This window comes from Agrobacterium larrymoorei, from assembly GCF_037722385.1.
Taxonomy (GTDB): Bacteria; Pseudomonadota; Alphaproteobacteria; order Rhizobiales; family Rhizobiaceae; genus Agrobacterium; species Agrobacterium larrymoorei_C.
Map to the genome: position 1 here is coordinate 46,808 of NZ_JBBKAQ010000016.1, position 22,663 is coordinate 69,470.

Annotated in this window: 23 protein-coding genes, 1 tRNA gene and 1 riboswitch; of the genes, 11 read left to right on the plus strand and 13 right to left on the minus strand. The window is 58.7% G+C overall.

Annotated elements, in window-relative coordinates; genetic code table 11:
* Window positions 1-5 precede the first annotated feature (5 nt).
* Window positions 6-992 (plus strand): Hsp33 family molecular chaperone, encoded by a 987-nt coding sequence (locus tag WKI41_RS14475; RefSeq protein ID WP_340194206.1) that lies wholly within the window; start codon window positions 6-8, stop codon window positions 990-992.
* 27 nt (window positions 993-1,019) lie between these two features.
* On the opposite strand, the gene apaG is transcribed toward WKI41_RS14475, so the two are convergent.
* Window positions 1,020-1,412 (minus strand): Co2+/Mg2+ efflux protein ApaG, encoded by a 393-nt coding sequence (gene apaG, locus WKI41_RS14480; RefSeq protein WP_296035424.1) that lies wholly within the window; start codon window positions 1,410-1,412, stop codon window positions 1,020-1,022.
* Window positions 1,413-1,700: 288 nt separating this feature from the next.
* The gene (locus WKI41_RS14485) at window positions 1,701-2,885 is read right to left on the minus strand and encodes an O-succinylhomoserine sulfhydrylase (RefSeq protein ID WP_340194207.1); all 1,185 of its coding nucleotides are present in this window, start codon (window positions 2,883-2,885) and stop codon (window positions 1,701-1,703) included.
* Window positions 2,886-2,927: 42 nt separating this feature from the next.
* A riboswitch (SAM riboswitch) is annotated at window positions 2,928-3,006 on the minus strand.
* 74 nt (window positions 3,007-3,080) lie between these two features.
* Between WKI41_RS14485 and WKI41_RS14490 the strand changes: the two genes are divergently transcribed.
* Together WKI41_RS14490 and WKI41_RS14495 are read left to right on the plus strand one after the other, a co-directional pair.
* Window positions 3,081-4,178: a 2'-deoxycytidine 5'-triphosphate deaminase gene (locus tag WKI41_RS14490; RefSeq protein ID WP_340194208.1), complete on the plus strand. Its 1,098-nt coding sequence runs from the start codon at window positions 3,081-3,083 to the stop codon at window positions 4,176-4,178.
* A 67-nt stretch (window positions 4,179-4,245) separates the two neighbouring features.
* Window positions 4,246-4,319 (plus strand) — tRNA-Gly (locus WKI41_RS14495).
* A 41-nt stretch (window positions 4,320-4,360) separates the two neighbouring features.
* Here WKI41_RS14495 and WKI41_RS14500 read toward each other — a convergent pair.
* From WKI41_RS14500 to WKI41_RS14525, 6 genes are all read right to left on the minus strand, one after another.
* The gene (locus WKI41_RS14500) at window positions 4,361-4,924 is read right to left on the minus strand and encodes an NAD(P)H oxidoreductase (RefSeq protein ID WP_340194209.1); all 564 of its coding nucleotides are present in this window, start codon (window positions 4,922-4,924) and stop codon (window positions 4,361-4,363) included.
* Between the two features lie 178 nt (window positions 4,925-5,102).
* A complete protein-coding gene (locus tag WKI41_RS14505) occupies window positions 5,103-6,008 on the minus strand; it encodes a sugar phosphate isomerase/epimerase family protein (protein ID WP_340194210.1) in 906 nt (301 codons plus the stop codon).
* A gap of 39 nt (window positions 6,009-6,047) precedes the next feature.
* On the minus strand, window positions 6,048-7,178 hold the full coding sequence (gene ugpC, locus WKI41_RS14510; protein ID WP_340194211.1) for a sn-glycerol-3-phosphate ABC transporter ATP-binding protein UgpC: 1,131 nt from the start codon (window positions 7,176-7,178) through the stop codon (window positions 6,048-6,050).
* A 27-nt stretch (window positions 7,179-7,205) separates the two neighbouring features.
* Window positions 7,206-8,093, minus strand: coding sequence for a sn-glycerol-3-phosphate ABC transporter permease UgpE (gene ugpE, locus WKI41_RS14515; RefSeq protein WP_340194212.1), 888 nt, complete (start codon window positions 8,091-8,093; stop codon window positions 7,206-7,208).
* Between the two features lie 7 nt (window positions 8,094-8,100).
* Window positions 8,101-8,991: a carbohydrate ABC transporter permease gene (locus WKI41_RS14520; protein WP_340194213.1), complete on the minus strand. Its 891-nt coding sequence runs from the start codon at window positions 8,989-8,991 to the stop codon at window positions 8,101-8,103.
* 68 nt (window positions 8,992-9,059) lie between these two features.
* Window positions 9,060-10,403 carry an extracellular solute-binding protein gene (locus tag WKI41_RS14525; RefSeq protein WP_340194214.1) on the minus strand — a complete coding sequence of 448 codons (1,344 nt, stop codon included), beginning with the start codon at window positions 10,401-10,403 and terminating at the stop codon, window positions 9,060-9,062.
* 432 nt (window positions 10,404-10,835) lie between these two features.
* Between WKI41_RS14525 and WKI41_RS14530 the strand changes: the two genes are divergently transcribed.
* Window positions 10,836-11,600: a transporter substrate-binding domain-containing protein gene (locus tag WKI41_RS14530; protein ID WP_340194452.1), complete on the plus strand. Its 765-nt coding sequence runs from the start codon at window positions 10,836-10,838 to the stop codon at window positions 11,598-11,600.
* A gap of 30 nt (window positions 11,601-11,630) precedes the next feature.
* On the opposite strand, the gene WKI41_RS14535 is transcribed toward WKI41_RS14530, so the two are convergent.
* Window positions 11,631-12,281 carry a response regulator gene (locus WKI41_RS14535; RefSeq protein WP_340194215.1) on the minus strand — a complete coding sequence of 217 codons (651 nt, stop codon included), beginning with the start codon at window positions 12,279-12,281 and terminating at the stop codon, window positions 11,631-11,633.
* Window positions 12,282-12,494: 213 nt separating this feature from the next.
* On the opposite strand from WKI41_RS14535, the gene WKI41_RS14540 reads away from it, so the two are divergent.
* Both WKI41_RS14540 and WKI41_RS14545 read left to right on the plus strand, forming a co-directional pair.
* Window positions 12,495-12,845, plus strand: coding sequence for a DUF952 domain-containing protein (locus tag WKI41_RS14540; RefSeq protein ID WP_340194216.1), 351 nt, complete (start codon window positions 12,495-12,497; stop codon window positions 12,843-12,845).
* 3 nt (window positions 12,846-12,848) lie between these two features.
* Window positions 12,849-13,937 carry a quinone-dependent dihydroorotate dehydrogenase gene (locus WKI41_RS14545; protein ID WP_340194217.1) on the plus strand — a complete coding sequence of 363 codons (1,089 nt, stop codon included), beginning with the start codon at window positions 12,849-12,851 and terminating at the stop codon, window positions 13,935-13,937.
* Window positions 13,938-14,041: 104 nt separating this feature from the next.
* Here WKI41_RS14545 and WKI41_RS14550 read toward each other — a convergent pair whose 3' ends face one another.
* Together WKI41_RS14550 and WKI41_RS14555 are read right to left on the minus strand one after the other, a co-directional pair.
* Window positions 14,042-14,539 (minus strand): CAP domain-containing protein, encoded by a 498-nt coding sequence (locus tag WKI41_RS14550; protein WP_340194218.1) that lies wholly within the window; start codon window positions 14,537-14,539, stop codon window positions 14,042-14,044.
* A 1-nt stretch (window position 14,540) separates the two neighbouring features.
* Window positions 14,541-14,804 carry a DUF6460 domain-containing protein gene (locus tag WKI41_RS14555; RefSeq protein WP_296014067.1) on the minus strand — a complete coding sequence of 88 codons (264 nt, stop codon included), beginning with the start codon at window positions 14,802-14,804 and terminating at the stop codon, window positions 14,541-14,543.
* A gap of 213 nt (window positions 14,805-15,017) precedes the next feature.
* Between WKI41_RS14555 and WKI41_RS14560 the strand changes: the two genes are divergently transcribed.
* The 5 genes from WKI41_RS14560 (at window position 15,018) to pdeM (ending at window position 20,893) form a co-directional block, all read left to right on the plus strand.
* Window positions 15,018-15,962 carry a methyltransferase domain-containing protein gene (locus tag WKI41_RS14560; protein WP_340194219.1) on the plus strand — a complete coding sequence of 315 codons (945 nt, stop codon included), beginning with the start codon at window positions 15,018-15,020 and terminating at the stop codon, window positions 15,960-15,962.
* Between the two features lie 191 nt (window positions 15,963-16,153).
* Complete coding sequence (locus WKI41_RS14565) at window positions 16,154-16,765, plus strand: YitT family protein (RefSeq protein ID WP_340194453.1); 612 nt, start codon at window positions 16,154-16,156, stop codon at window positions 16,763-16,765.
* Between the two features lie 59 nt (window positions 16,766-16,824).
* Complete coding sequence (locus tag WKI41_RS14570; RefSeq protein WP_340194220.1) at window positions 16,825-17,466, plus strand: YitT family protein; 642 nt, start codon at window positions 16,825-16,827, stop codon at window positions 17,464-17,466.
* Window positions 17,466-20,075 (plus strand): ligase-associated DNA damage response DEXH box helicase, encoded by a 2,610-nt coding sequence (locus WKI41_RS14575; protein ID WP_340194221.1) that lies wholly within the window; start codon window positions 17,466-17,468, stop codon window positions 20,073-20,075. The genes WKI41_RS14570 and WKI41_RS14575 overlap by 1 nt, the downstream gene beginning before the upstream one ends.
* 83 nt (window positions 20,076-20,158) lie before the next feature.
* Window positions 20,159-20,893, plus strand: a complete 735-nt coding sequence (gene pdeM, locus WKI41_RS14580; RefSeq protein WP_340194222.1) for a ligase-associated DNA damage response endonuclease PdeM — start codon at window positions 20,159-20,161, stop codon at window positions 20,891-20,893.
* A 9-nt stretch (window positions 20,894-20,902) separates the two neighbouring features.
* On the opposite strand, the gene WKI41_RS14585 is transcribed toward pdeM, so the two are convergent.
* Together WKI41_RS14585 and WKI41_RS14590 are read right to left on the minus strand one after the other, a co-directional pair.
* Window positions 20,903-21,721 carry a TIGR02186 family protein gene (locus tag WKI41_RS14585; protein WP_340194223.1) on the minus strand — a complete coding sequence of 273 codons (819 nt, stop codon included), beginning with the start codon at window positions 21,719-21,721 and terminating at the stop codon, window positions 20,903-20,905.
* Window positions 21,721-22,647 (minus strand): sulfite exporter TauE/SafE family protein, encoded by a 927-nt coding sequence (locus tag WKI41_RS14590; RefSeq protein WP_340194224.1) that lies wholly within the window; start codon window positions 22,645-22,647, stop codon window positions 21,721-21,723. Before WKI41_RS14590 ends, WKI41_RS14585 begins: the two co-directional genes overlap by 1 nt.
* Window positions 22,648-22,663 lie beyond the last annotated feature (16 nt).

Below are 22,663 nucleotides of genomic sequence, written 5' to 3' on the forward strand. Positions count from 1 at the left end.
GGACCATGGCGGACGTGACCGTAGAACTGGACGATATGAACTTTGCCGGCGACGACAAGGTCGTCCCCTTTCAGGTGGAAGGGCTCGACGTTCGCGGACGCGCCGTGCAGGTCGGTCCGCTCTTGAACGCGATTTTGCAGCGCCATGATTATCCGCCCGTTGTCGCCCGGCTTCTGGCGGAAGCGTTGGTGCTGACAGCGCTGATCGGCACGTCGCTAAAATTCTCCGGCAAGCTCACGGTTCAAACCAAGGGCGATGGCCCCGTTGATCTTCTGGTCGCGGATTTCACCGCGCCGGAAAACATGCGCGCCTATGCCCGCTTCGATGAAGATCGTTTGGCGGAAGCGATGGCGGCTGGACAGACATCGCCAGAGCAGCTTCTTGGCACCGGCATTCTCGCCTTCACCATCGATCAGGGCGTGGGCATGCAGCCCTATCAAGGCATCGTGCCGCTGGACGGTTCATCGCTGGAGGAAATTGCCAGCGTCTACTTCCGTCAGTCTGAACAGCTACCGACGCGGGTGCGCCTGGGTGTTGCGGAGTTCTTCGACCGCGACAGCGAGGGCAAGCCACGTCGTGGCTGGCGTGCAGGTGGCATCATCGCGCAGTTCCTGCCGCAAGCGCCGGAGCGTTTGCGTACCCGCGATCTTCATGGCGGCGACGGTGATGAGACCACGTTCACGGAAGCCGACGACGACGCATGGACCGAAGCGGTAGCGCTCATCGACACGGTTGACACCGACGAGCTGACCGATCCGCAGGTGCAGGTTGAGCGACTGCTGTTCCGGCTCTTTCACGAGCAGGGCGTGCGCGTCTACGAGCCGCAGTCGATCATCGACAAATGCAGCTGCTCGCGCGAGAAGATCAAAGGCGTGCTGTCTGGATTTTCGGCAGAAGAAATCGAGGATAGCCAGGAAGATGGCGTCGTCTCGGTTAGCTGCGAATTCTGCTCGACGACCTATCGTTATCCGGTCGAAGAGCTGCAGGCTTGAAATTCAAGAGCGGGGTGGAAGCCCCGCTCAGTTCAACACCCGCGCGAGTCCTGGGCTATCCAGCGAGAAGGCCGGGATGTCCACGGTGAAGACCTCGCCTGTGTCTGTTTCCATTTCGTAGTGCCCGAACATCATGCCTGACGGCGTGTCCAGTGGGCAGCCGGAGGAGTATTCATAGCTGTCGCCTGGCCGCAGATACGGCTGTTCGCCGACAACGCCGGGTCCGGTAACCTCGTCCACCACGCCGGTCTGATCGGTGATGTGCCAATAGCGATTGACCAGGGTCACAGCCTGGTCGGAATTATTCGTGATCACGACCGTGTATCCCCAGACGTAACGGCTGTCGTCCGGGTCCGATTGCTCTTCGAGATAATACGGATCGACGGTGACCTCTATCTCTCTTGTCGATGCACGATACATGTTCGCGACCTTGGCTGTCTCTGGCTCTAGCACTTTATTCTACTACACCGAATGAAGGACGGAAATGTCCGTTGACGGGGACTTTCGTAGTTTCAATGCGTTACGAGGCAAAAGCGTTGCGTATCAGGAGTATTTCTCCATTCAATACGCACAAAATCATGAAAAGAGAGTAGAGAAACCAGGTTTCCCTAAAATAATGCAACGCTCAGCGCCGCCCTCGTGTGACGAGCAGAAGCTTGAAAAGATGAGGAAAAATTGCCCGGTTATCGTTTAACCGGGCATTCCATATCACGCAGAAACCTTCGCCAATGCAGCGGCGAAATCTTCCAGAAGATCGTCGGTGTCTTCGATGCCGCAGGACAGACGCAACGTGCCACCGGAGATACCCAGTTCGGCGCGTGCCTCATCCGTCAGGTTCTTGTGCGTCGTAGTGGCAGGATGGGTGATGAGGCTTTTCGCATCGCCGAGATTGTTGGAAATCTTGACGACCTCCAGAGCGTTCTGCAGCTTGAACGCTGCTTCCTTACCGCCCTTCAACTCAAAGCAGACGAGCGTCGAGCCGCCAGACATCTGCCGTGCGATGATGTCGGCCTGCGGATGGTCGGCGCGACCGGGATAGATAACCTTGGCGACCTTGCTCTGGTCGGCGAGGAAGTCTGCGATCTTGCCGGCATTGGCCGTCTGCTGCTTGACGCGCAACGGCATGGTCTCGATGCCCTTCAGCAATGTCCAGGCATTGAAGGGAGAAAGTGCCGGGCCGGTGTGGCGGAAGTAATCCTGAAGCTCTTCCTCGATCCACTTCTTGTCCGACAGCACCACGCCGCCGAGGCAGCGACCCTGGCCATCGATATGCTTGGTGGCGGAATAGACGACGATATGCGCGCCAAGCTCCAGAGGCTTCTGGAAGAGCGGGGTCGCAAACACGTTATCGACAACAACCTTTGCGCCAATCTGGTTGGCAAGCTTGGCAACGCCTGCAATATCCACCACTTCAAGCGTCGGGTTGGTCGGGCTTTCGAGGAAGAACAGCTTGGTATTCGGCTTGATCGCCTTTTCCCAATTGGCAAGATCGCGACCATCGACCAGCGTGCATTCGATGCCGTATTTCGGCGCAAGCGTCTCGACCACCCAACGGCAGGAGCCGAAAAGCGCGCGCGCCGCAACGATATGATCGCCGGCCTTCAGCTGGCAGAGGATCGCGGCGCTGACAGCGGCCATGCCCGATGCCGTGGCGCGCGCATCTTCCGCACCTTCCAGCAGGCACATGCGTTTTTCGAACATGTCATTGGTGGGGCTCGCATAGCGCGCATAGATGAAACCGTCCGTCTCACCCTTGAAGCGCGCTTCTGCCGCTTCCGAGCTCTCATAGACGAAGCCCTGGGTCAGGTAGAGGGCCTCAGAGGTTTCACCGTAAGGGGAGCGCAACGTACCGCCGTGTACGAGTTGAGTTGCCGGGCGCCATTTCTTGCTCATTTGATCACCTTCAAACAAAAAAACCGGTCGCAAAAGCAGACCGGTTCCAAGCACCCGGTCTTTTTAGCTACTTGTTTAACGTGGCTGCAAGCCGACCGGCCAAATCACCACGGGATAAGATTGCCTTACTGCCGTTAACAACTTGCGTCAATGCCTTCCTTTTGATTTTGTCGGCGCGGAACAGGGGCAATGACGATGACGAGAACGACAGGTATTCTGGCCGATGGCGCAATACGGGCGCTGTTTTCTTCCGGCCACCTGAAGAGTGAGCGTGCGCTGGATGCGGACCAAGTGCAGCCGGCCAGCCTCGATCTGCGTCTGGGCGCAAAAGCGTACCGCGTGCGCGCAAGCTTCATGCCCGGCCCGTCCACCAAGGTCATCGACAAGTTGGATCGCCTGCGCCTGCATGAAATCGATCTTCGCGAAGGCGCGGTTCTGGAAACCGGTTGCGTCTACATCGTGCCGCTGATGGAAACCCTGGCGCTGCCCGCCGACATGTCCGCCTCGGCCAATCCGAAAAGCTCGACCGGCCGTCTCGATATCTTCACCCGCGTCATCACCGACCACGCGCAGGAATTCGACAAGATCCCCGCGGGCTATCATGGGCCGCTCTACCTCGAAGTCAGCCCGCGCACTTTCCCCATCGTTGTGCGCCAAGGGTCACGCCTGTCGCAGATCCGCTTCCGTATCGGCCACTCGCTGCTGAACGAGAGCGAGTTGCAGACGCTTCACGACAACGAGATTCTGGTGGCCAGCGACACGCCCAACGTTTCCGGCGGCGGTATCGCGCTGTCCATCGATCTGCAGGGTTTTGGTGAAAGCGGCCTGATCGGTTATCGCGGCAAGCACCACACGGCGGTTGTCGATGTGGACCAGAAGGCAGCCCATGACGTTCTCGATTTCTGGGAGCCGCTCCATTCTCGCGGTCGCGCCGAACTGATCCTCGATCCAGATGAATTCTACATCCTCGTCTCGCGCGAAGCTGTCCACGTGCCACCGCTCTACGCCGCAGAGATGACACCCTTCGATCCGCTCGTCGGCGAATTCCGCGTCCACTATGCCGGCTTCTTCGACCCCGGCTTCGGCCACGCAAGCGCCGGCGGCACCGGCAGCCGCGCCGTCCTCGAAGTCAGAAGCCACGAGGTGCCCTTCATCCTGGAACACGGCCAGATCGTCGGGCGTCTTGTGTACGAGCATATGCTGACCAAACCCGATGGTCTTTATGGCACCGGTCTCGGCTCCAACTATCAGGCCCAGGGCCTGAAGCTCTCCAAGCATTTCCGCGCCGAGTGATCGGTCGAGGGCAAGGACGTGCGTTTGGCTTGACAGCCGCTTCGTTCTATCGGAAATTTTGAGATATGCGGGTGTAGCTCAATGGTAGAGCAGCAGCTTCCCAAGCTGAATACGAGGGTTCGATTCCCTTCACCCGCTCCATTTCCACATTCGCACTGCCGTGAAGATCAGGCCGCCAAGCGTCAAAATTGCGTGCCAAGCTGCCTTGCGCTGCTCACCACAGCGGCTGCATGGGCCTCGTCTTCCAGCGATCCATACAAAAGCTCGACCCTGCCTTCTTTCACGCTGCAATAATCGAGGATCCCCACCTGCAGTTGGGTTTGAACGGAAACGTCGTAGCCGCGCTTGCGATAGTCATCTTCGGTCGCGCCGGCGATGCCGACCATCAGCACCTTGGCATGTGGATAGGTTTTGCGCCCGAAGGCCCAGTTCTGTGCCCAGACACGGTCGATCCATCCTTTCAGGATCGCTGGCATGGACCACCACCAGACGGGGAAGAAGAGCACAGTGGCATCGTTGCGTTCCACGCGCTCCATTTCTCTTCGAACATCGGCCGCGAAGTCTATGTCACGCCCGCTCCAGTCCGGCTCGTCTTCAGCTTTGAGGACGGGATCGAAATTCTCCACCACCAGATCGGCAAACTCCACCTCGTGACCCTTTGCTTCTGCTGCGCCGGCGAAAGCACGCGCGGCCTGATGCGTCAGAGAGTTTTGACGCGGATGGGCGATAACGAGCAAGATCTTCATAAGGTGATGTCCTTCACATTGACCGATGCGAACGTAGACCGCGCAGAGGAGGTGCGGCCGTGACGCCTAGGTATGAAGGAAGGGCTGGCACTTCAATTCTATCACTACATCGTGTCGCGATAGGAATAGTTGCAGTGTGAGAGGCCGAAAGATGCAGCCTCTCACCTTACGGATCGCCTTATCGGCTATTCACCGCATTAGCGAGCTTCAGTGCCCGCTCCAGGCAAGCGGGCTGCTGGTCCGCAAAGCGTTCTGCGCCGATTTCCATGATGAGTGTGGTGTCCGGCATAAAGGTGAGTTCCGAGAAAATGTCGTCCCAGTCGATATCGCCCCAGCCGATCGGTAGGTGCAGGTCGCCGATGCCGAGCGCGGTAGCTTCTGCCGGATGGTAGAACTTCTTCATCGTGTAGGGCAGGCCGAAGCTGTCATGCACATGCAAATGGCCGGTAACGGGCGCCATGGCGCGCAACTCGTCGCGGAAATTCAGGCCTTTGAAGGTGGATTCGATATAGGCGTGGCTGAAGTCGATCAGGGCGGCGAGATTGTCGTGGCCGACGGCTTTGACGGTTTCGGCCACTTGCGATGGCGTCTGGCGGTACTGGCCGTCTTCCGTGGTAAAGATGTTTTCCAAAACGATCCGTACGCCATAGGTCTTGGCGATCTCGGCCATCTCGAAAAGAGCCTCGCGCTCCATCTGGTCGAGGTCAGCACCGCTGACGCCTTCGGACAGGATTGCATTGCCGCTGTGGTGAACCAGCACGCCAGCGCCCAGCCGGTCACAGAGTTCGAGCATGGCACGCACGACCTTCTTCTGCAGATGCAGGTGTTCGCGGTCCATGAAGTTGGAGACGATCTGGCCATGCAGGGAGAGTTTCTTGAACGCATACTGCCTGACGATATCGCGCACGCGCTGTGCACGATCCTCGATGATGCGACCGCCGGAGATGATCTCCTCGCCATAGATGCCGATTTCGCAGGCGCTGGCGCCGGTATCGGCAATGATCTTTAGGGACGAGTCCAAGGTGGAGAGGTCGCCGCGCCCGGTGGCGTTGCAAAAGCCGACGGCAGAAATGATGGAAGTCATGTCAGGGTCCTTGATACAGACTGGGAAAGCGCAGGACGTTCAGGCACTATGGGCCAGAACATCCAGGTTGGTGAAGCCGGCTTGATCGGGTGATGCGAGACCTGAGTCGATCCGCCGCTCCGTTACGGAATCGAAAAAGTGGAGCTGCGCTTCGGGAAACTGCAGCATGACCCGCTCGCCGGGACGGACGGTGAGGTCTTCACCGATGGCGGCGGCGAAGATCTGGCCGCGGATATCGGCATAGACGATGCGACCGGAGCCGAGTTCCTCAACGAAATCCACGACCGCCGAAATGCCTTCCCCACTGCGCGAGACAACGCATTGTTCCGGCCGGATGCCGACGATGATGTCATCGCCAGAAACGGCGTCCGCGATCCTCACCGGCAGCGGGGTCGCCCAGTTGCCGAAGCTCACCAAGCCGCCTGTGCGATCCACCTTGGCATTGAAGAGGTTCATGGCGGGAGAGCCGATGAAGGATGCGACGAAGGTACTGGCCGGTCGATTGTAGATGTCGAGCGGCTGCCCAACCTGTTCGACATTGCCCTTGTTCATGATCACCAGCCGATCCGCCAGCGTCATGGCCTCGACCTGATCATGGGTGACGAAGACCGATGTTGCGGACAGCCTTTGATGCAGCCTGCGGATTTCCGCGCGCATGGTGACGCGCAGTTTGGCATCGAGGTTGGACAAGGGCTCGTCAAAGAGGAACACATCCGGCTCACGAATGATGGCACGCGCCATAGCAACGCGCTGACGCTGGCCGCCAGACAGGGCTGCGGGCTTGCGCTCCAGATAATCGGAAAGGCCGACGATCTTTGCCGTTTCCTCGATCCTGCGGCGGCGCTCGGTCTTGGCGACACCCGCCACCTTCAGCGCATAACCAATGTTGTCGGCCACGGTCATGTGCGGATAAAGCGCATAGTTCTGGAACACCATGGCGCAGCCACGCTCGCGCGGCTCCAGGCGGTTCACCACCTTGCCGGCAATGGCGATTTCGCCGGCGGTAATGTCTTCCAGCCCGGCAATCATGCGCAGCAGGGTGGACTTGCCGCAACCGGAAGGCCCGAGAATGACGACGAATTCTCCCGACGGAAAGATGAGGTCGACACCATGCAGCGTCTTGGTCTTGCCGTAGGATTTATGCACCTGACGAATATCGATCTGCGCCATAGTTTGGCACTCCTGTTCTATAAACTGTCATTTCTCGGTGGAGACGAGGCCACGCACGAACCAGCGCTGCAAAAGCCCGACGACGAGAAGCGGTGGCAACATGATGATGAGGGAACCGGCAAGCGTGACATTCCAGTCAGGGGTGCCGTTTTCGGAAGGGAGGAGGCTGGAGAGCGACATCATCACCGTCTTGTAGGATGGGTCGGTCACCATCAGGAGCGGCCAGAGATACTGGTTCCAGCCATAGACGAACATGATCGTTGTCAGTGCCAGCATGTTGGTGCGCGACAGCGGCAGGATCATATCGACGAAGAAGCGCATCGGCCCGGAGCCATCCATGCGCGCCGCCTCGGCCAGCTCGTCCGGCAGGGTCATGAAGAACTGGCGATAGAGGAAGGTGCCGGTGGCCGTGGCAATCAGCGGCAAGGTCAGACCCGCATAGGAGTTCAGCAGGTTCCACTCGATGTTGATGTCTATGCCGGAGACGGCATTGATCAGAAGTGCGAACGGGTGAAACATGTCGGCAGCCACCGCATAGGTCGGCACCACGCGCACTTCCAGCGGCAGCATCAGCGTAATGAACACCGTCCAGAAGAAAAGGTGTCGCAGCGGCGATCGGAAGAAGACAATGGCAAAAGCCGTGCAGGCCGAGAGAGCCACTTTACCGACGGTGACAAGCGAGGCCATGATGAAGCTGTTGAGCATCGCATTGCCAAGATTGGCGCGGTTCCAGGCCGCGTGCATGTTCTCGAATAGTCGATCGCTTGGCGTGAAGCTGAAGGGCACGTTGTTGATCTGCTGCAGCGACTGGCTGGCACCGGCAATGATGACGATGAAAGGGCCGATCAAGAGCAGGAAGCCGATGATCATCAGGCCGTAGGTAAAGGCGTCTGCGTAAGGGGTGCGCTGGATCATCGCCGCCTCACTTGTAATGTACGCGCCGCTCGATGAAGCGGAACTGGATGAAGGTGAAAACCATGATGAGACCGATCAGAATGATGCTCTGCGCCGAGGCGCCGGAATAATTGAGCCCCTGGAAGGCTTCCTGCACGATGCGGAACACCATGACTTCGGTCGCATGGTTCGGGCCGCCGCCGGTCGTGTGGTGTACGATGCCGAATGTGTCCGAGCCGACGAAGCCTTCCGTCATCATGGTCACGGTCAGGAAGAAGAGGGTGGGCGCGAGCAGCGGCACCTGAATATCGATCGCGCGGCGGATCGGCCCGGAGCCATCCATCGCAGCGGCTTCCGTCAGACTGCGCGGCACTGACTGCAGGCCGGCGAGCAGAAAGATGAAGGTGTAGCCCGCCCACTTCCAGATGAAGATGATGATGACCAGCGCCAATGCGTGGCTGCCATATTTGGCCGGGTTCCAGATATCAGGATAGATCGCGTTGAGAGAGGCGGCGAGCCCTCGCTCGGGCGAGAGGATGAAGCGAAAGGCCATGCCCGCCGCAGGACCGGCAATCGCAAAGGGCAATATGTAGAGCACGCGGAAGAAACCGGAGCCCGGCAGTTGCCGATCGACGGCGAGTGCAAGCGTGAGGCCGATCAGGATGGCGAAGAACGGGCCGACAATGGCGAAGATCAGGCTGACGGTCACCGAGTTCCAGTAAAGCGGGTCGGCGAAAGTCTCCTGGAAATTGGCAAACCCGACAAATTCTGCCACTCCGCCGAAAGGCGGCTCCAGCGTGAAGGCCCAGTTCACCACTGCGACGGCAGGCCAATAGAAGAACAGGGCGATGAGGGCGAGCTGCGGCAGGGCAAAAAGCAGGGGTAGCCAGGTGCTCTTGAAGACGGAGCGCTTTTCCATGGAAATTCCAATAGACAGTCTGGAGTGGTGTGCCACCCGCGCTCACGGGTGGCACCGTGTATCAGCGCTTAGTTGATGGACACGCCGGCAAAGGTCTTTTCAAAGCGACGCAGGCCCACGTTCGAGCGCTCGACAGCCTTGTCGAGTTCCTGCTGAACGTCGCCGTTCTGCATGTAGATTGCCTCGAGTGCTGTGGAGAGTTCCTTGCGGATCTGCGTGAAGTTGCCGAGGCGGATGCCGCGCGTCGTATCGGTCGGCTCGGTCAGCGTCAGGCTTTCGATAGCGACTTCACGGCCCTTGTAGGGTGCCTTGTCGTAAAAGCCGTTCTTCTTCATGCTCTCGAAGCCGGTCTTGGTGACGGGAATGTAACCCGTGACGGTGGACCACCACTCGACCATGTCTGGCTGGGCGATGAAGTTGAGGAACGCGGCAGCGCCCTTATATTCAGCGTCCGGTCGGCCAGCCATGACCCAGAGCGAAGCGCCGCCAACCAGCGACTTCTTGCGTTCGGTGCCTTTGAAGACCGGCAGCATGGCAACATCCCACTTCACGCCTTCCGGCAGCGTCTTGCCGACGGTGCCGTGGTCGGCAATCGAGCTCATCGCCATCTGGCAGGTCTGCGAGGTGAAGGAGGGAACGGTGTCCATACCGAGCGTCTTTGTCTTGACGACGAAGAGCTTCTCGTCCTGCATCTTCTTGAAGAACTTCAGTTCGTCGACGACCTTGGTCTTGTTGACGACGAGTTCCGCATTCAGACCCTTGTAGCCGTTGCCCTCTGTGGCGATCGGCTGGTCGTGGATGGCGGAGAACTGCTCGATCAGCGGCCAGGTGTCGAAATTGAACGCCAGCGGGCATTCGTAACCGGCAGCCTTCAGCTTCTTGGCGGCCTCGGCCACATCTTCCCAGGTCTCCGGCTTACCGGTGACGCCAGCCTTTTCGAAGGCGCTGACATTGTAATAGAAAACGGCGGTGGAAGAGTTGAACGGGAAGGAGTTCAGCTCGCCAGCAGCGGTCGCGTAGTAGTTGGCAATACCGGGGAAATAATTGCTCCAGTCGATCTTGTAGCCGTTGTCGGCCATCAGCTTCTTGGCCGGAACGAAGGCCTTGGACAACATCATGTCCAGCGTGCCTGCATCGTAAATCTGAGCGATGGCTGGGTGCTTCTTGGCGCGATAGGCGGCAATCGTGTTCTGCAGCGTGGCGTCATAGCTGTTTTGCGAGGTGCAGACGATTTCATAATCCGGCTGCGACGCGTTGAACTTCTTGCAGGCGTCCTGAACGCGCTCGCCGAGATCGCCGGAGAGGCCATACCAGAATTCGAATTTCGTCTTTTCAGCATGGGCGGCCGTTGTGCCGAGAGCAGCTACGACAGCAAGCGATGCCACGAAGGAGGAGAGGGTCGACGTTTTCATGAGGGAAGCCTCGTTGGAAAGAAACGATGGCCTGGTCGCGGAATTTTTCGGCCCGGCGAGCAAAACCGGCGCCGTCCTAACAACGCTCTATGACAGGTCGCGGACGTTTTCTTGAATATTGGATGACGGGCTTTTCGTCTGAACAGTCATTTCTTTTGCGACAAGGCCGACGTGGATCACCCGTTCCAGCTCTTCAATTTCTTCCCACGACGGCATGGCTTTGCGCGAATCTTATGTATAATCACCGGCGTAATCACTGACCTGCACCATCGCGGCAGCCCCTTAAGCGATGGCGTTTTTTACTTCACACCGGGCCGGATCATCTGAATGCGCTCTTTGATGGCACGATGGAAAAATCTTGGTCTCTGCACATCCGTTCTGTGCATGGCCGCCTTTGCTGCAGGCAATGTTGCGCATGCCGAAAGCGGAAACCTGCCCGTACTGTTCGACAAACAGGAACGTTTGCCCGGCGCCGATCTCTCTTCCATTCCCCGCGTGCGCTTCCTGATGTCGGTCGATTTCCCGCCCTTCAATTTCACCGATCAGGATGGCCGGCTGGTGGGTTTCCATGTCGATCTTGCACGTGAGATTTGCGCTCAGTTGAAGATCGAAAGCAAGTGTCAGGTTCAGGCGCTGCCCTTTGATGAGTTGGAAGCTGCGCTGGAGCTTGGCGAAGGTGAGGCCGTGATGTCGGGCGTTGCTTCAACGTCGGACCTGCGCAAAAGCTTCAGCTTCACGCGGCCCTATCTGCTTCTGCCAGCGCGTTTCGCTGTCTCGAAAGCCGCCAAGTTGGAAGGGCAATCGGCAGCGACGGCACTCACCGGCAAGAAGGTGGGTGTCGTCAGCAATTCGCGCCATGAAGCGATGCTGAAAGCGTTCTTCCCCAAAGTCGTCGCTACCGGCTTTGCCGGTTATGAGCCGATGTATGAGGCGCTGAAGACCGGCAAGATTGATGCAGTCTTTGCCGACAGCCTGCGGCTGCCCTTTTGGGTCGCGGGCACCGCGTCTGACAATTGCTGCGCCATGTTCGATGGCCCCTATATGTCCGACAAGTTTCTGGGCGAGGGGCTCTCGATCATGACCGTCGATCCGGAAAACAAGCTGGTTCCGGCCTTCGACCAGGCGCTTGCGGCGCTCTCGCGCAATGGGCGACTGGAAGAGATTTACCGCCGCTACTTCCCTTACGGACTTTTCTGACGCCGCGCAGACTGAGGCGGTATCAGCCTCTTACGCCACAAGAGCAGGTTGGTTCAGCTTCGACACCTGGATCACTGCCTGCGTGCGACTGTCCACATTGAGCTTCAGCAGAATTGCCGAGACGTGGGCCTTAATGGTCGCTTCGGAGACGTTCAGCTCATAGGCGATCTGCTTGTTGAGGAGACCTTCTCCGAGCATGCCGAGCACGCGGCTCTGCTGTGGCGTCAGGGTTCTCAGCCTGTTGATCAGGTCTGCCATGTCGGCGTCCTGATCGCGGCTGGACTGGCAGGAGGCGGGGATCCAGACATCGCCTTCAAGCACCGTCTGGATAGCGGTGCGGATATCGTCGATGCCGGATGACTTGGAAATAAAGCCGGACGCACCCAACTCGATCGCACGGCGCATGGTGGCCGGATCGTCGGTGGCGGAGACGATGATGATCGGTAGGCTGGAAAACTCTGCGCGCAACGACATCAGGCCGGAAAAGCCACTGACGCCCGGCATGGCAAGATCGAGCAGCATGAGGTCGGCGTCCGGCTGCTCTTCCGCGCAGCGTCTCGCATCCTCGAAATCGCCCGCTTCGATGAAGAGATTGTTGCCTTCGAGACCACCCACTGCCTGACGCAGAGCGCCGCGAAACAGCGGATGATCATCCGCAATGATAATCGTGAGTTCTGCCATGCCGCGCCCCCTCCCAAGAGCATTTCATGCGACTCTTCCTCCCGCAGGCCAAATGGCAACTGCGCCGTTAAGATTGCGCCAAATTGGCCGCAACACAAGCCTTCAATTACAGCGAAGCTTCACCACATACCCCTCGGGGATAAAAATCTGTGTGAAGCAATGGACAACAGATACCATTTGCGGCAAACCGCCCTGACATGAAGGAGATGCCCGATGAGCCAGACGCCCCCTGTCATCTATAAGATTGTGCCGGACGCCCTGTGGCAGAAGGCAAAGGAAGAGGGTGTCTTCAAAGGGGCGGCGATCGATCTGACAGATGGCTACATCCATTTCTCCACGGCCGATCAGGTGAAGGAAACGGCGGCTCGCCACTTCGCCGAACAGCAGGATTTGCTTTTGATTGCAGTCGATGGCGGGGCGTTGGGTGATAAGCTGGTGTTCGAACCATCGCGTGGCGGCGATCTCTTTCCGCATCTCTATGGCGAGCTTCCGCTCAATGCCGTGCTGTGGGAGACGCCCCTGACGCTGGGTGACGATGGCGCACACCAGTTTCCGGAGGTTTGAGCAATGAGCGGATTGTTCTCCTCTCTGGGACGCAAGGGCCTCTTCCTGCTCGATCCTGAGGTGGCGCATGGCATGTCGATCGCGGCGCTGCGCAGCGGCTTCATGCCCACCTGCCATGTGCCGCATGATCCACGCCTGCAACAGACGGTGGCGGGACTGGTCTTCCCCAATCCGCTCGGCATGGCGGCAGGCTATGACAAGAATGCCGAGGTTCCAGGCCAACTCCTCAAGCTCGGCTTTGGATTTACCGAGATCGGTACTGTGACGCCGCGCGCACAAGCAGGCAATCCAAAGCCACGCATCTTCCGTCTGGTGGAAAACGAGGCCGTCATCAACCGTCTCGGCTTCAACAACGAAGGACACGCGGCAGCACTCTCGCGCCTTATCGCCGCGGGTCTACGCGGTATCGTCGGGGTCAATATCGGGGCTAACAAGGATAGCGAAGACCGCATTGCCGATTATGTGAAGGGCATCGAAACCTTCTCTGCTGTCGCCTCCTATTTCACCGCCAACATCTCCTCTCCCAACACGCCTGGCCTTCGTGATCTTCAGGCACGTGAAAGCTTGGCCGCACTTCTTTCCGCCGTGCTGGCGCAGCGCGACCGAGAGGCCGAAAAGCTGTCCCGCCACATCCCTGTCTTTCTGAAGATCGCCCCCGATCTGACGGAGGAGGGGCTCGACGACATTGCAGCCGAGGTTCTGTCTCACCGACTGGACGGCCTGATCGTGTCCAACACCACCTTGTCTCGCGACGGTCTGGTGCCGGGCAGCAACAACCAGGAAACCGGCGGCTTGTCCGGCAAGCCGCTCTTCGAGCGTTCCACAGCGGTACTGGCAAAAATGCGCAAACGCGTCGGCCCCGATCTCCTGATCATCGGCGTCGGCGGGGTGTCGTCGGCAGAGACCGCGCTCGAAAAAATCAGAGCCGGCGCCGATCTGGTGCAGCTTTATTCCTGCATGGTCTACGAAGGACCGGGCCTACCAGGCACGATCGTCCGTGGCCTGTCGGAGAGGCTGGAGCGGGACGGGATCAGGAATATCCGGGACTTGCGCGACAGTTCAGTGGAAAGCTGGGCGGCGCGGTCCATTTAAACGGCCCGCTCCCTTTGGCTGTGGCCATCCTCGCGTCAAGGGCGAGGATGACGGCAGAACGTGTGGTGAAGGTCGGTTCACATCGCGCGTGAGCGCAGTCCATTTTACGCGCAAAGCACCATGGCCCAATAAGGCCGGTTCTTTGCCGCGCTGTCATAGGCCACAGCAACGCCAAGGCCGCCGTAATTGCCAAGCATGTTTTCCAGATGATGCGGTGAGCCGATCCAGGCTTTGACCACGCGCTCGACCGTATCTTGACCTGCAGCAACGTTCTCCGCTGCGGGCAGAGGCACATTGCCGTTCTTCATGCGGATCAGAAAGCTGTCGGTAATGCCAATGAGGTGCGCCATTTTCTGCGCCTTCACCATGCGGTTGGCTTGATAGATGGCGGCCTGTTGCGCTGCCGGATTTGCGGAAAGCGCGGAGAGGCCTTTCGAGCGGCGAAGCTCATTGACCATCGGCAAGGCCGCCGCCGTTTCGTCGCGCGTGCCGGAGGGCAGGCCCTTGTTGGTTGGGACGGATACGCAGGCCGATAGAACGGAGCCAGCAGAAAGCAGCACGAAGCCGCGCCGGGAAAGGGTCGTCAGGGAATGGTCGGTCATATCAACGCAAGCTTAAAAGTCTGAGAACGATGAAGACGGGAATGACGATCACGGCGCCCGCCAGAAGATAGTCGCCGATGCTGCCAAGCGCGTGGAAGCCCGAATACCAGAGGTTCAGGACAAAATCGCGAACGCCATAGATGATGCTCCACGGCGTCAGTCCGAACACGGCCATCAAAAATCCGACGATCAGCGATATCACCAGCAGCTTGACGATCGTGCGTCCAACGCTGTCACCCAGCACCTTGTTGACCTCACCGGCCATCAGCAAATCTCCTAAAGCACATCATCGAACAAACCCGCATCCTTGCGGCGACAACATGCATTCTCAAACCTTGATCAAGACATATGAAGCGTGACGCTTCTATGCAAGCATCACGCTCTTTACAGCGTCCCGCCGGGCTTTGCGATGAAATAGGACTTGAGTTTTTTTATGGCTTGATGAAAGAGAGCCAACCTCTTTCAGGAAAATTCGTGAATGGCCCAGAACCAGCATTCCTCCGGCGACGTCATTGCTGATCGTCGTGCCGATTACGCCCGCATGCTGGCAGAAAGTGGCGACCATCAAGCCGCTGCGGAACTAATCGAGCAGGCGCTGGAGCTTGCACCGCTATGGACCGCAGGTTGGTTTCGGCTGGGCGAGTACAGCGAGAAGGCCGGTCAGCGCGATCAAGCGGTCAAGGCTTACGAGAAAGTAGCCGAGCTTGATGATGAAGGCATATTCGCGGCCTCCTTGAAACTCGCGGTCCTGGGAGCCGCCAAAACACCAGAGCAGCCACCGAGCCGCTACGTGGAAGGTCTCTTCGACGATTACGCCGAGCGCTTCGAGACCTCGCTGGTTAAGAAACTGGAATACAGCGTGCCGGAAAAGCTGGCGGCGTTGATTGAAACGGCGCGTCCGGTTGGCAGGCGCTTTCGCTGCGCGGTCGATATCGGCTGTGGCACCGGATTGCTGGGCGCGGAAATTCAAGACTGGATCGAGCGTCTGGAAGGCTTCGACATCTCGACCAACATGTTGGCAAAAGCGCAAGAGAAGGGCATTTACCAGCATCTCGCACAGGCCGATCTTTCTCTGGATCAAGACACCTCTGGCCTTTTAGCCAATGGGTTGGCCAAGGGCCGCGCCGATCTCGTCGCCGCTGCCGACGTAATGATGTATCTCGGCAGCCTGGAGACCGTCATGCCCCTGGTTCTGGCGCTGCTTGCAGAAGAAGGCCTCTTCGCCTTCTCGGTGGAAGATGCGGGCGACGAAGAGGGTTTCATCCTTCAGCCGTCGCTTCGCTACGCCCACTCGGAGACCTACGTGAGCGATCTTCTCAAGACCTTTGGTATGGAGATTCTGCAAATCCGCAAAACCACTATTCGCAAGGATGCCGGAAAACCCCTTTCCGGCATTTTGTTTCTTGCCAGAAGAACTGCTTGATCTTTCCATTTCTTTCTATTTGATCGATAGGTCAACAGCACTGACATATCGCTGTTGCGCGATACCTTTTTGCAGTGCAAAATGCTAGAAATCTCCGCACCTTCACGCTGTGACGAGCAGCGGAGCACATCAACAAAATCAGCTCCTGTCCGAGGGAATTTCGCATGGCATTCACCAGAAGCGTCTATGGCATGTGGAGTGTCGATCCGGCCAAGCATTCGCCGATTGAGGATGTTCAGGGCATCGTTACAGGCAGCATCGTTTCTGCGCTCGGCTTTTACATTCTCAACAAGGTTGGTCTCCTGACCGGTGGCACAGCCGGTGTGGCGTTTCTCATCCATTATGCCTTCGGTATCAGCTTCGGCCTGTTGTTTTTCCTCGTCAATCTGCCATTTTATTATCTTTCCTTCCGCCGCCTCGGCTTAGCCTTCTCGCTGAAAACCTTCATCGCCATCGGGCTCGTCTCCGTGCTGACCGAGCTTGAAACGCGCTGGATGGTCATCGACAGCGTAAACCCGCTTTGGGCTGCCATCCTTGGCGGGCTTCTCTTGGGTTACGGCCTTCTCGCGCTCTATCGCCATCGCGCCAGCCTCGGCGGCATCGGCATTCTGGCGATCTATATCCAAGACCGTTTCGGTATCCGCGCTGGTCTGATCCAGCTTGCCTTCGACGCCTGCGTCATGGTTGCTGCCTTCGCCGTTATCGAGCCGAAGACAGTACTTTACTCCATCGTCGGCGCCTTCTTCCTCAACATGTTCCTTGCCATCAATCACCGCTCCGACCGCTATATCGTTGTGCGCTAACGCTTGAATTTTTGCCGCTCGCGGCGCAAAGACGAGGGCGCGCATTTCCGGGGGTCATCATGAGCGACATTGCAGACCGCAAGCTTTCGAGATTCTGGACATCGACGTCCGCGCAGCATTCCCTTCTGGAGGATGCGCTGGCGGTGATTGCCGGCAGCATGCTGATCTCGCTTGGTGTCGTGCTTCTGTCTGGTGGCGGATTGCTGACCGGAGGCGTGGTGGGCGTTGCCTTTCTTCTGCATTATGTCACAGGCTTCAGCTTCGGCCTGATCTTCTTCCTCGCCAATCTGCCGTTCTATTATCTCGCGCTACGTCGCCTCGGGCTCGCCTTTACAATCAAAACGTTCTGCGCCGTCGGGCTTACAGCGCTGTTGTCGGAATATCTGCCACACCTCATCGTCCTTCAGAATGTTCACCCCGTGGTCGCGGCGACGTTCGGCGGCTTGACCGTCGCAGCAGGTATGCTGGCGCTCTTCCGCCACCGGGCTAGCCTCGGTGGTTTTGGCATTCTGGCGCTTTATCTTCAGGATCGCTTTGGCATTCGCGCAGGCCTGACACAGCTGGCTTTCGACTGCACCGTTCTGTTCGTCTCCTTCTTCGTTGCCACACCCTTGATCATCCTTTGCTCCGTCCTCGGCGCGCTGGTGATGAACCTCGTCATCGCCATCAATCACAGAAACGATCGCTACATCGCCATGTAATGGCCGCCGATGATGTGGTGCGTCAGGCCGCAATCGCGCCTGCGCCTTTGGCCTCTTCTTTTTCAAAAGATTTTCACTACCTTAGAGGGGTGAAACACATCGATCCGCCCATCTTATCGAAAAGTGCCGGGACACTGCCTGTACCGTTCCAGAAATGGTTTGCGGAAAAGGGCTGGAGCCCGCGTGCGCATCAGCTGGAACTGTCTGCCCGTGCGCGAGCAGGCGAGAACATGCTGCTGATTGCGCCGACAGGTGCGGGCAAAACGCTTGGCGGTTTCATGGCGTCGCTCACCGACCTGACGGAGCGCGGCAAGGTGCCACCGGGCTCTGCCTTTGTCGGTGTGCACACCCTCTATATTTCGCCGCTGAAGGCGCTCGCGGTCGATATTGAGCGCAACCTGATGAAGCCGGTATCGGAAATGGGCCTGCCGATTACGGTGGAAACCCGAACTGGCGATACACCGCAAGGCAAGCGCCAGCGACAAAAGCTCAAACCCCCGGACATTCTGCTGACCACGCCCGAACAGGTTTCGTTGCTGCTTGCCAACAAAGAGGCGGAGCGCTTCTTCAAGGATCTGAAATACGTCGTGCTGGACGAGTTGCACTCGCTCGTCACCTCCAAGCGCGGTCATCTCCTGTCGCTGGCGCTCGCCCGTATCCGCCGCCATGCACCCGCCATGCGCACTATCGGACTGTCTGCCACGGTTGCGGACCCGATGGATTTGCAGCGTTATCTCGCGCCACAGGTGGAAGGCGAACCGCCGGCAGTTCTGATTACCGTCGAAGGAGGTGCGAAGCCGAATATTGCCATCCTGCAGACGGAAGAGCGCATTCCATGGTCCGGCCATTCGGCGCGCTACGCGATGCAGGACTTGTATCCTGAGATCAAGGACCATCAAACGACGCTGATCTTCGTCAACACCCGCTCGCAGGCCGAGCGCATCTTCCAGGAACTTTGGACGATCAACGAAGACAACCTGCCAATTGCGCTGCATCACGGCTCGCTGGATGCCGGGCAAAGGCGCAAGGTTGAGCAGGCGATGGCCGACAACAAGCTGCGCGCCGTCGTCGCCACCTCCACACTCGATCTCGGCATCGACTGGGGCGATGTCGATCTCGTCGTGCATGTCGGCGCACCGAAGGGCGCAAGCCGCCTGGCGCAGCGGATCGGCCGCGCCAACCACCGCATGGATGAGCCGTCCAAAGCAATCCTCGTTCCCGCCAATCGTTTCGAAGTAATGGAGTGCCGGGCCGCACTCGACGCGAATTACATCGGTGCGCAGGATACCCCGCCCATTGCAGAAGGCGCACTGGATGTGCTGGCACAGCATGTGCTCGGCATGGCCTGCGCTGAGCCCTTTGATGCCGATGAGCTCTATCGCGAAGTCACCAGCGCCTCGCCCTATGCCGATCTGTCGCGCGATATGTTCGACCGTGTGGTGGATTTCACCGCAACGGGGGGTTATGCGCTGCGCACCTATGAACGCTACGCCCGCATCCGGCAGATGAAGGATGGGCGGTGGCGTGTCTCCAATCAGCAGGTCGCGCAGCAATATCGCCTCAACCTCGGCACCATCGTTGAGGCTGCCGAATTGAATGTCCGCATGGTCAAGCAAAATTCGAAAGGTACGCTTGGTCGGGGCGGCATGTCGTTGGGCAAGGTGGAAGAGCATTTTCTCGAACAACTCGTCCAGGGCGACACGTTTCTGTTTGCCGGCAAGGTCCTGCGCTTCGAAGGCATTCGCGAAAACGAGTGCCTCGTTAGCCAGGCCTTCTCAATGGACCCGAAGATCCCCTCCTACGCCGGCGGCAAGTTCCCGCTCTCCACCTATCTGGCAGACCAGGTGCGCTCCATGCTGGCTGATCCCGCCCGCTGGCACACGCTGCCCGATCAGGTGCGCGATTGGCTGGCAATCCAGAAGGAAAAGTCGATCATCCCGAAGCGCGACGAGTTGCTGGTCGAGACCTTTCCGTTTCGCAAGCGCTTCTTCATGGTCATGTATCCCTTCGAGGGGCGACTGGCACACCAGACGCTCGGCATGCTTCTGACCCGCAGGCTGGAGCGGGCAGGGGCGAAGCCGATGGGGTTTGTCGCGACCGATTACTCGCTCGCCGTCTGGGCGATGGAAGATATGGGCCAGCGCCTGCAGTCGCGCCGACTGTCTCTTGCCGACCTCTTGGATGAGGACATGCTTGGTGACGATCTCGAAGCCTGGCTGGACGAATCCTACCTTTTGAAACGCACCTTCCGCAATTGCGCGGTGATCGCCGGGCTGATCGAACGCCGTCACCCCGGCAAGGAAAAGACCGGACGCCAGGTCACGGTCTCAGCCGACCTTATTTATGACGTTCTTCGCAGCCATGAGCCGGACCACATCCTGCTGGAGGCCACGCGACGCGATGCGTCGGCGGGACTTTTGGACATTGCCCGACTTGGCGATATGCTAAGGCGAATCAAAGGCCATACGCATCACCGCGCGCTTGACCATGTTTCCCCGCTCGCCGTCCCCGTGATGCTGGAAATCGGTCGCGAAACGGTGGTGGGGCAGGCGCAGGACGATGTGCTGGCCGAAGCCGCCGACGAGCTGATCGCCGAGGCTATGGCGTAGGGTTCTTTCAAAGGCCGCGCCAGATAATGCGTTGAAACAAAAAAGTAGAGCAACGAGAGTGCTCTCAGGGAATTTGAAAAGACGTGCTGAGCCGCCTTGCCTTGAGCGAAAGATTATCCACCGGCTTTGAATGCTCTGGTGCCGAAACCGCTATCAATGGCGTTGCGGCACTCTGCGATCCGCTGGGTGGGCTCTACATGCCCGATCTGTCGCTGCTCGTCGTTTCCGATTTGCACTTGGAGAAAGGCGCGGCCTTCGCACGTCGCGGCATGATGCTGCCGCCCTATGACACGATCGCAACGCTGAAAATCCTTGCCTCGCTGATTTCTCGCTACGACCCGAAGATCGTCGTCAGCCTCGGCGACAACTTCCACGACCGCAAGGGCTCCGAACATCTGCCGCTACCGCTACGCGACATCATCAAAGAGATGGCAAGAGGCCGTGAATGGATCTGGATCAACGGCAACCATGATCCCGATGGAACTGTCGATTTGCCGGGTTCGTCCGTCGATGAGATGTTCTACGCCAACCTCGTTTTCCGCCATGAGCCGAAGCTGAAAAGTGCGGAGACGAAAGGCGAAATTGCCGGACATCTGCATCCCTCCGCGACGGTGCGACGCCGCGACAAGACGGTGCGACGCCCCTGTTTCGCAACCGATGGCACGCGCCTGTTGATGCCGGCTTTCGGCGTCATGAGCGGCGGGCTCGATCTGCGCCACAAGGCCATGCGCGGCCTCTTCGATCACACGGACCTGATCGCTCACCTCATGGGACGCGACCGGATTTACTCGGTGCGTTTTGGAAGCTTGCTGGGCTGACGAGAAAGCTTAGTCCCTGCGGAACAACAGGCTCGCGCCCCAGCCGGTGATCACGGCAATCAGCACGCAGAGAATGCCATAGACGACGGGCGTTTGGTGCGCGGCATTGGTAATGGCCTGCTCCATGCCTGTTTTGACCACGCGCAGCTTAAGCTCGCGTTGGGCAACGGGCATGCCGCTTTTGAACAGGTAGGCCCTTGCCGTGTGGACGCCGTTTGGCACGTTGGCGGGCAGGCGAAGCGTCGCCCAGAAGAGGCCGGTGCGCTCCAGCCGAACACCCGTCGTGTCGTTTCGGTATATGCCGCTAGCAAGTTTCAGGCGGCGATAAGCCTCCTGGAAATCATAAACGTTATCCGGGACGCCGGAAAAGACGGCGCTGTTCAGTGGCAGGTGCTCGACACCCAAGCCCATCGCCTTCAACGTACCGGGCGAGGCGATGTCGTTGATGTTGCGGGTGCTGGCCATGGAATAGGATTCAGGCAACGGCGCAAAGGTGATGGCGCTGGTGTTGATCCAGATGCCCGCCACCCGACTTTTCTTGCGCACGGTGGTATATTCGTTGGGGCCCTCCAGCGTTACCACGATGTCATACTGGCCGATGGCAAGCAGCAACTGGTCGGCATTGTTGAGCGCGCCGAACATGGTGAAATCCGCACCGCGAAAATCCGAGGCGATGGAGATTTCATTCGTTGATGCACCGATCTCGATGTTTTCCTGAAGAGTGCGCGGCTTGCCCTGGGGATCGGGGGAGACCGCAAGCGGCGGCGTTTGCGCCAGAGCTGCACCGGCGCAGAAAACCACCAACGATGCCAGGAGGGCAGTGCGCATCAATAGCCAAGCCCCCCGACCGCAACGGAGAAGAGATCGTCCGGGTGAACGACGAGCCCGATGGCTAGGCGGATGCCGACCGCCAGAACCAGAAGCGCCAATAGCGCGCGCAGCTGTTCGCCACGCAGCTTTTGTCCAACGCGCACGCCATATTGTGCGCCTACGACGCCTGCCAGCATCAGAATGAAGGCTAGGACTATATCAACGGAATAGTTGGTCGCCGCCTGCACGATGGTTGTATAGGCGGTGACGAAAATGATCTGGAACAGCGAGGTGCCGACAACCACATTGGTCGGAATGCGCAGGAGATAGATCATCGCCGGCACCATGATGAAGCCGCCACCGACACCCATGACGGAGGTCAGGATGCCGATACCGAAGCCGAGCGCGATGATGGGGATGACGCTGAGATAAAGCTTCGATTTCTTGAAGCGCATCTTCAACGGCAGACGATGCACCCAGTTATGGTGGCCGGGACGGCGCAGCGGAATGGTTTCATTTCGGGCTGTACGGCGAATGGCTGAAACGCTTTCCTTCAGCATCAGCCCGCCGACGGTTGACAGCAGGATGACGTAGAGAAGCGAAATGATCAGGTCGAGCTGGCCGATGCTGCGCAACAGCGTAAAGAGCCATACGCCAAGCGTCGCGCCACACAGACCGCCGATCAAAAGCATGAAGCCGAGCTTCACGTCCAGCGTGCCACGGCGAAAATGGGTAATCGAGCCTGAGACCGACGAGGCGACGACCTGGTTTGCGCCGGTGGCAACGGCCACAACTGGGGGAATGTTGTAGAAGATCAGAAGCGGGGTGATGAGGAAGCCGCCACCAACTCCAAACATGCCGGAGAGAAAGCCAACAGCCGCGCCCATGCCGAGGATGATGAAGACATTCACCGACAATTCCGCAATGGGCAGGTAGACAGTCACAATCGGACCTCGGGCA

Excerpts from the sequence above, each read along its gene's own strand:
- WKI41_RS14475 (WP_340194206.1), top strand. The coding sequence starts at position 6 with ATGGCGGACGTGACCGTAGAACTGGACGATATGAACTTTGCCGGCGAC.
- apaG (WP_296035424.1), bottom strand. The coding sequence starts at position 1,412 with ATGTATCGTGCATCGACAAGAGAGATAGAGGTCACCGTCGATCCGTAT.
- WKI41_RS14485 (WP_340194207.1), bottom strand. The coding sequence starts at position 2,885 with ATGAGCAAGAAATGGCGCCCGGCAACTCAACTCGTACACGGCGGTACG.
- WKI41_RS14490 (WP_340194208.1), top strand. The coding sequence starts at position 3,081 with ATGACGAGAACGACAGGTATTCTGGCCGATGGCGCAATACGGGCGCTG.
- WKI41_RS14500 (WP_340194209.1), bottom strand. The coding sequence starts at position 4,924 with ATGAAGATCTTGCTCGTTATCGCCCATCCGCGTCAAAACTCTCTGACG.
- WKI41_RS14505 (WP_340194210.1), bottom strand. The coding sequence starts at position 6,008 with ATGACTTCCATCATTTCTGCCGTCGGCTTTTGCAACGCCACCGGGCGC.
- ugpC (WP_340194211.1), bottom strand. The coding sequence starts at position 7,178 with ATGGCGCAGATCGATATTCGTCAGGTGCATAAATCCTACGGCAAGACC.
- ugpE (WP_340194212.1), bottom strand. The coding sequence starts at position 8,093 with ATGATCCAGCGCACCCCTTACGCAGACGCCTTTACCTACGGCCTGATG.
- WKI41_RS14520 (WP_340194213.1), bottom strand. The coding sequence starts at position 8,991 with ATGGAAAAGCGCTCCGTCTTCAAGAGCACCTGGCTACCCCTGCTTTTT.
- WKI41_RS14525 (WP_340194214.1), bottom strand. The coding sequence starts at position 10,403 with ATGAAAACGTCGACCCTCTCCTCCTTCGTGGCATCGCTTGCTGTCGTA.
- WKI41_RS14535 (WP_340194215.1), bottom strand. The coding sequence starts at position 12,281 with ATGGCAGAACTCACGATTATCATTGCGGATGATCATCCGCTGTTTCGC.
- WKI41_RS14540 (WP_340194216.1), top strand. The coding sequence starts at position 12,495 with ATGAGCCAGACGCCCCCTGTCATCTATAAGATTGTGCCGGACGCCCTG.
- WKI41_RS14545 (WP_340194217.1), top strand. The coding sequence starts at position 12,849 with ATGAGCGGATTGTTCTCCTCTCTGGGACGCAAGGGCCTCTTCCTGCTC.
- WKI41_RS14550 (WP_340194218.1), bottom strand. The coding sequence starts at position 14,539 with ATGACCGACCATTCCCTGACGACCCTTTCCCGGCGCGGCTTCGTGCTG.
- WKI41_RS14555 (WP_296014067.1), bottom strand. The coding sequence starts at position 14,804 with ATGGCCGGTGAGGTCAACAAGGTGCTGGGTGACAGCGTTGGACGCACG.
- WKI41_RS14560 (WP_340194219.1), top strand. The coding sequence starts at position 15,018 with ATGGCCCAGAACCAGCATTCCTCCGGCGACGTCATTGCTGATCGTCGT.
- WKI41_RS14565 (WP_340194453.1), top strand. The coding sequence starts at position 16,154 with ATGTGGAGTGTCGATCCGGCCAAGCATTCGCCGATTGAGGATGTTCAG.
- WKI41_RS14570 (WP_340194220.1), top strand. The coding sequence starts at position 16,825 with ATGAGCGACATTGCAGACCGCAAGCTTTCGAGATTCTGGACATCGACG.
- WKI41_RS14575 (WP_340194221.1), top strand. The coding sequence starts at position 17,466 with ATGGCCGCCGATGATGTGGTGCGTCAGGCCGCAATCGCGCCTGCGCCT.
- WKI41_RS14585 (WP_340194223.1), bottom strand. The coding sequence starts at position 21,721 with ATGCGCACTGCCCTCCTGGCATCGTTGGTGGTTTTCTGCGCCGGTGCA.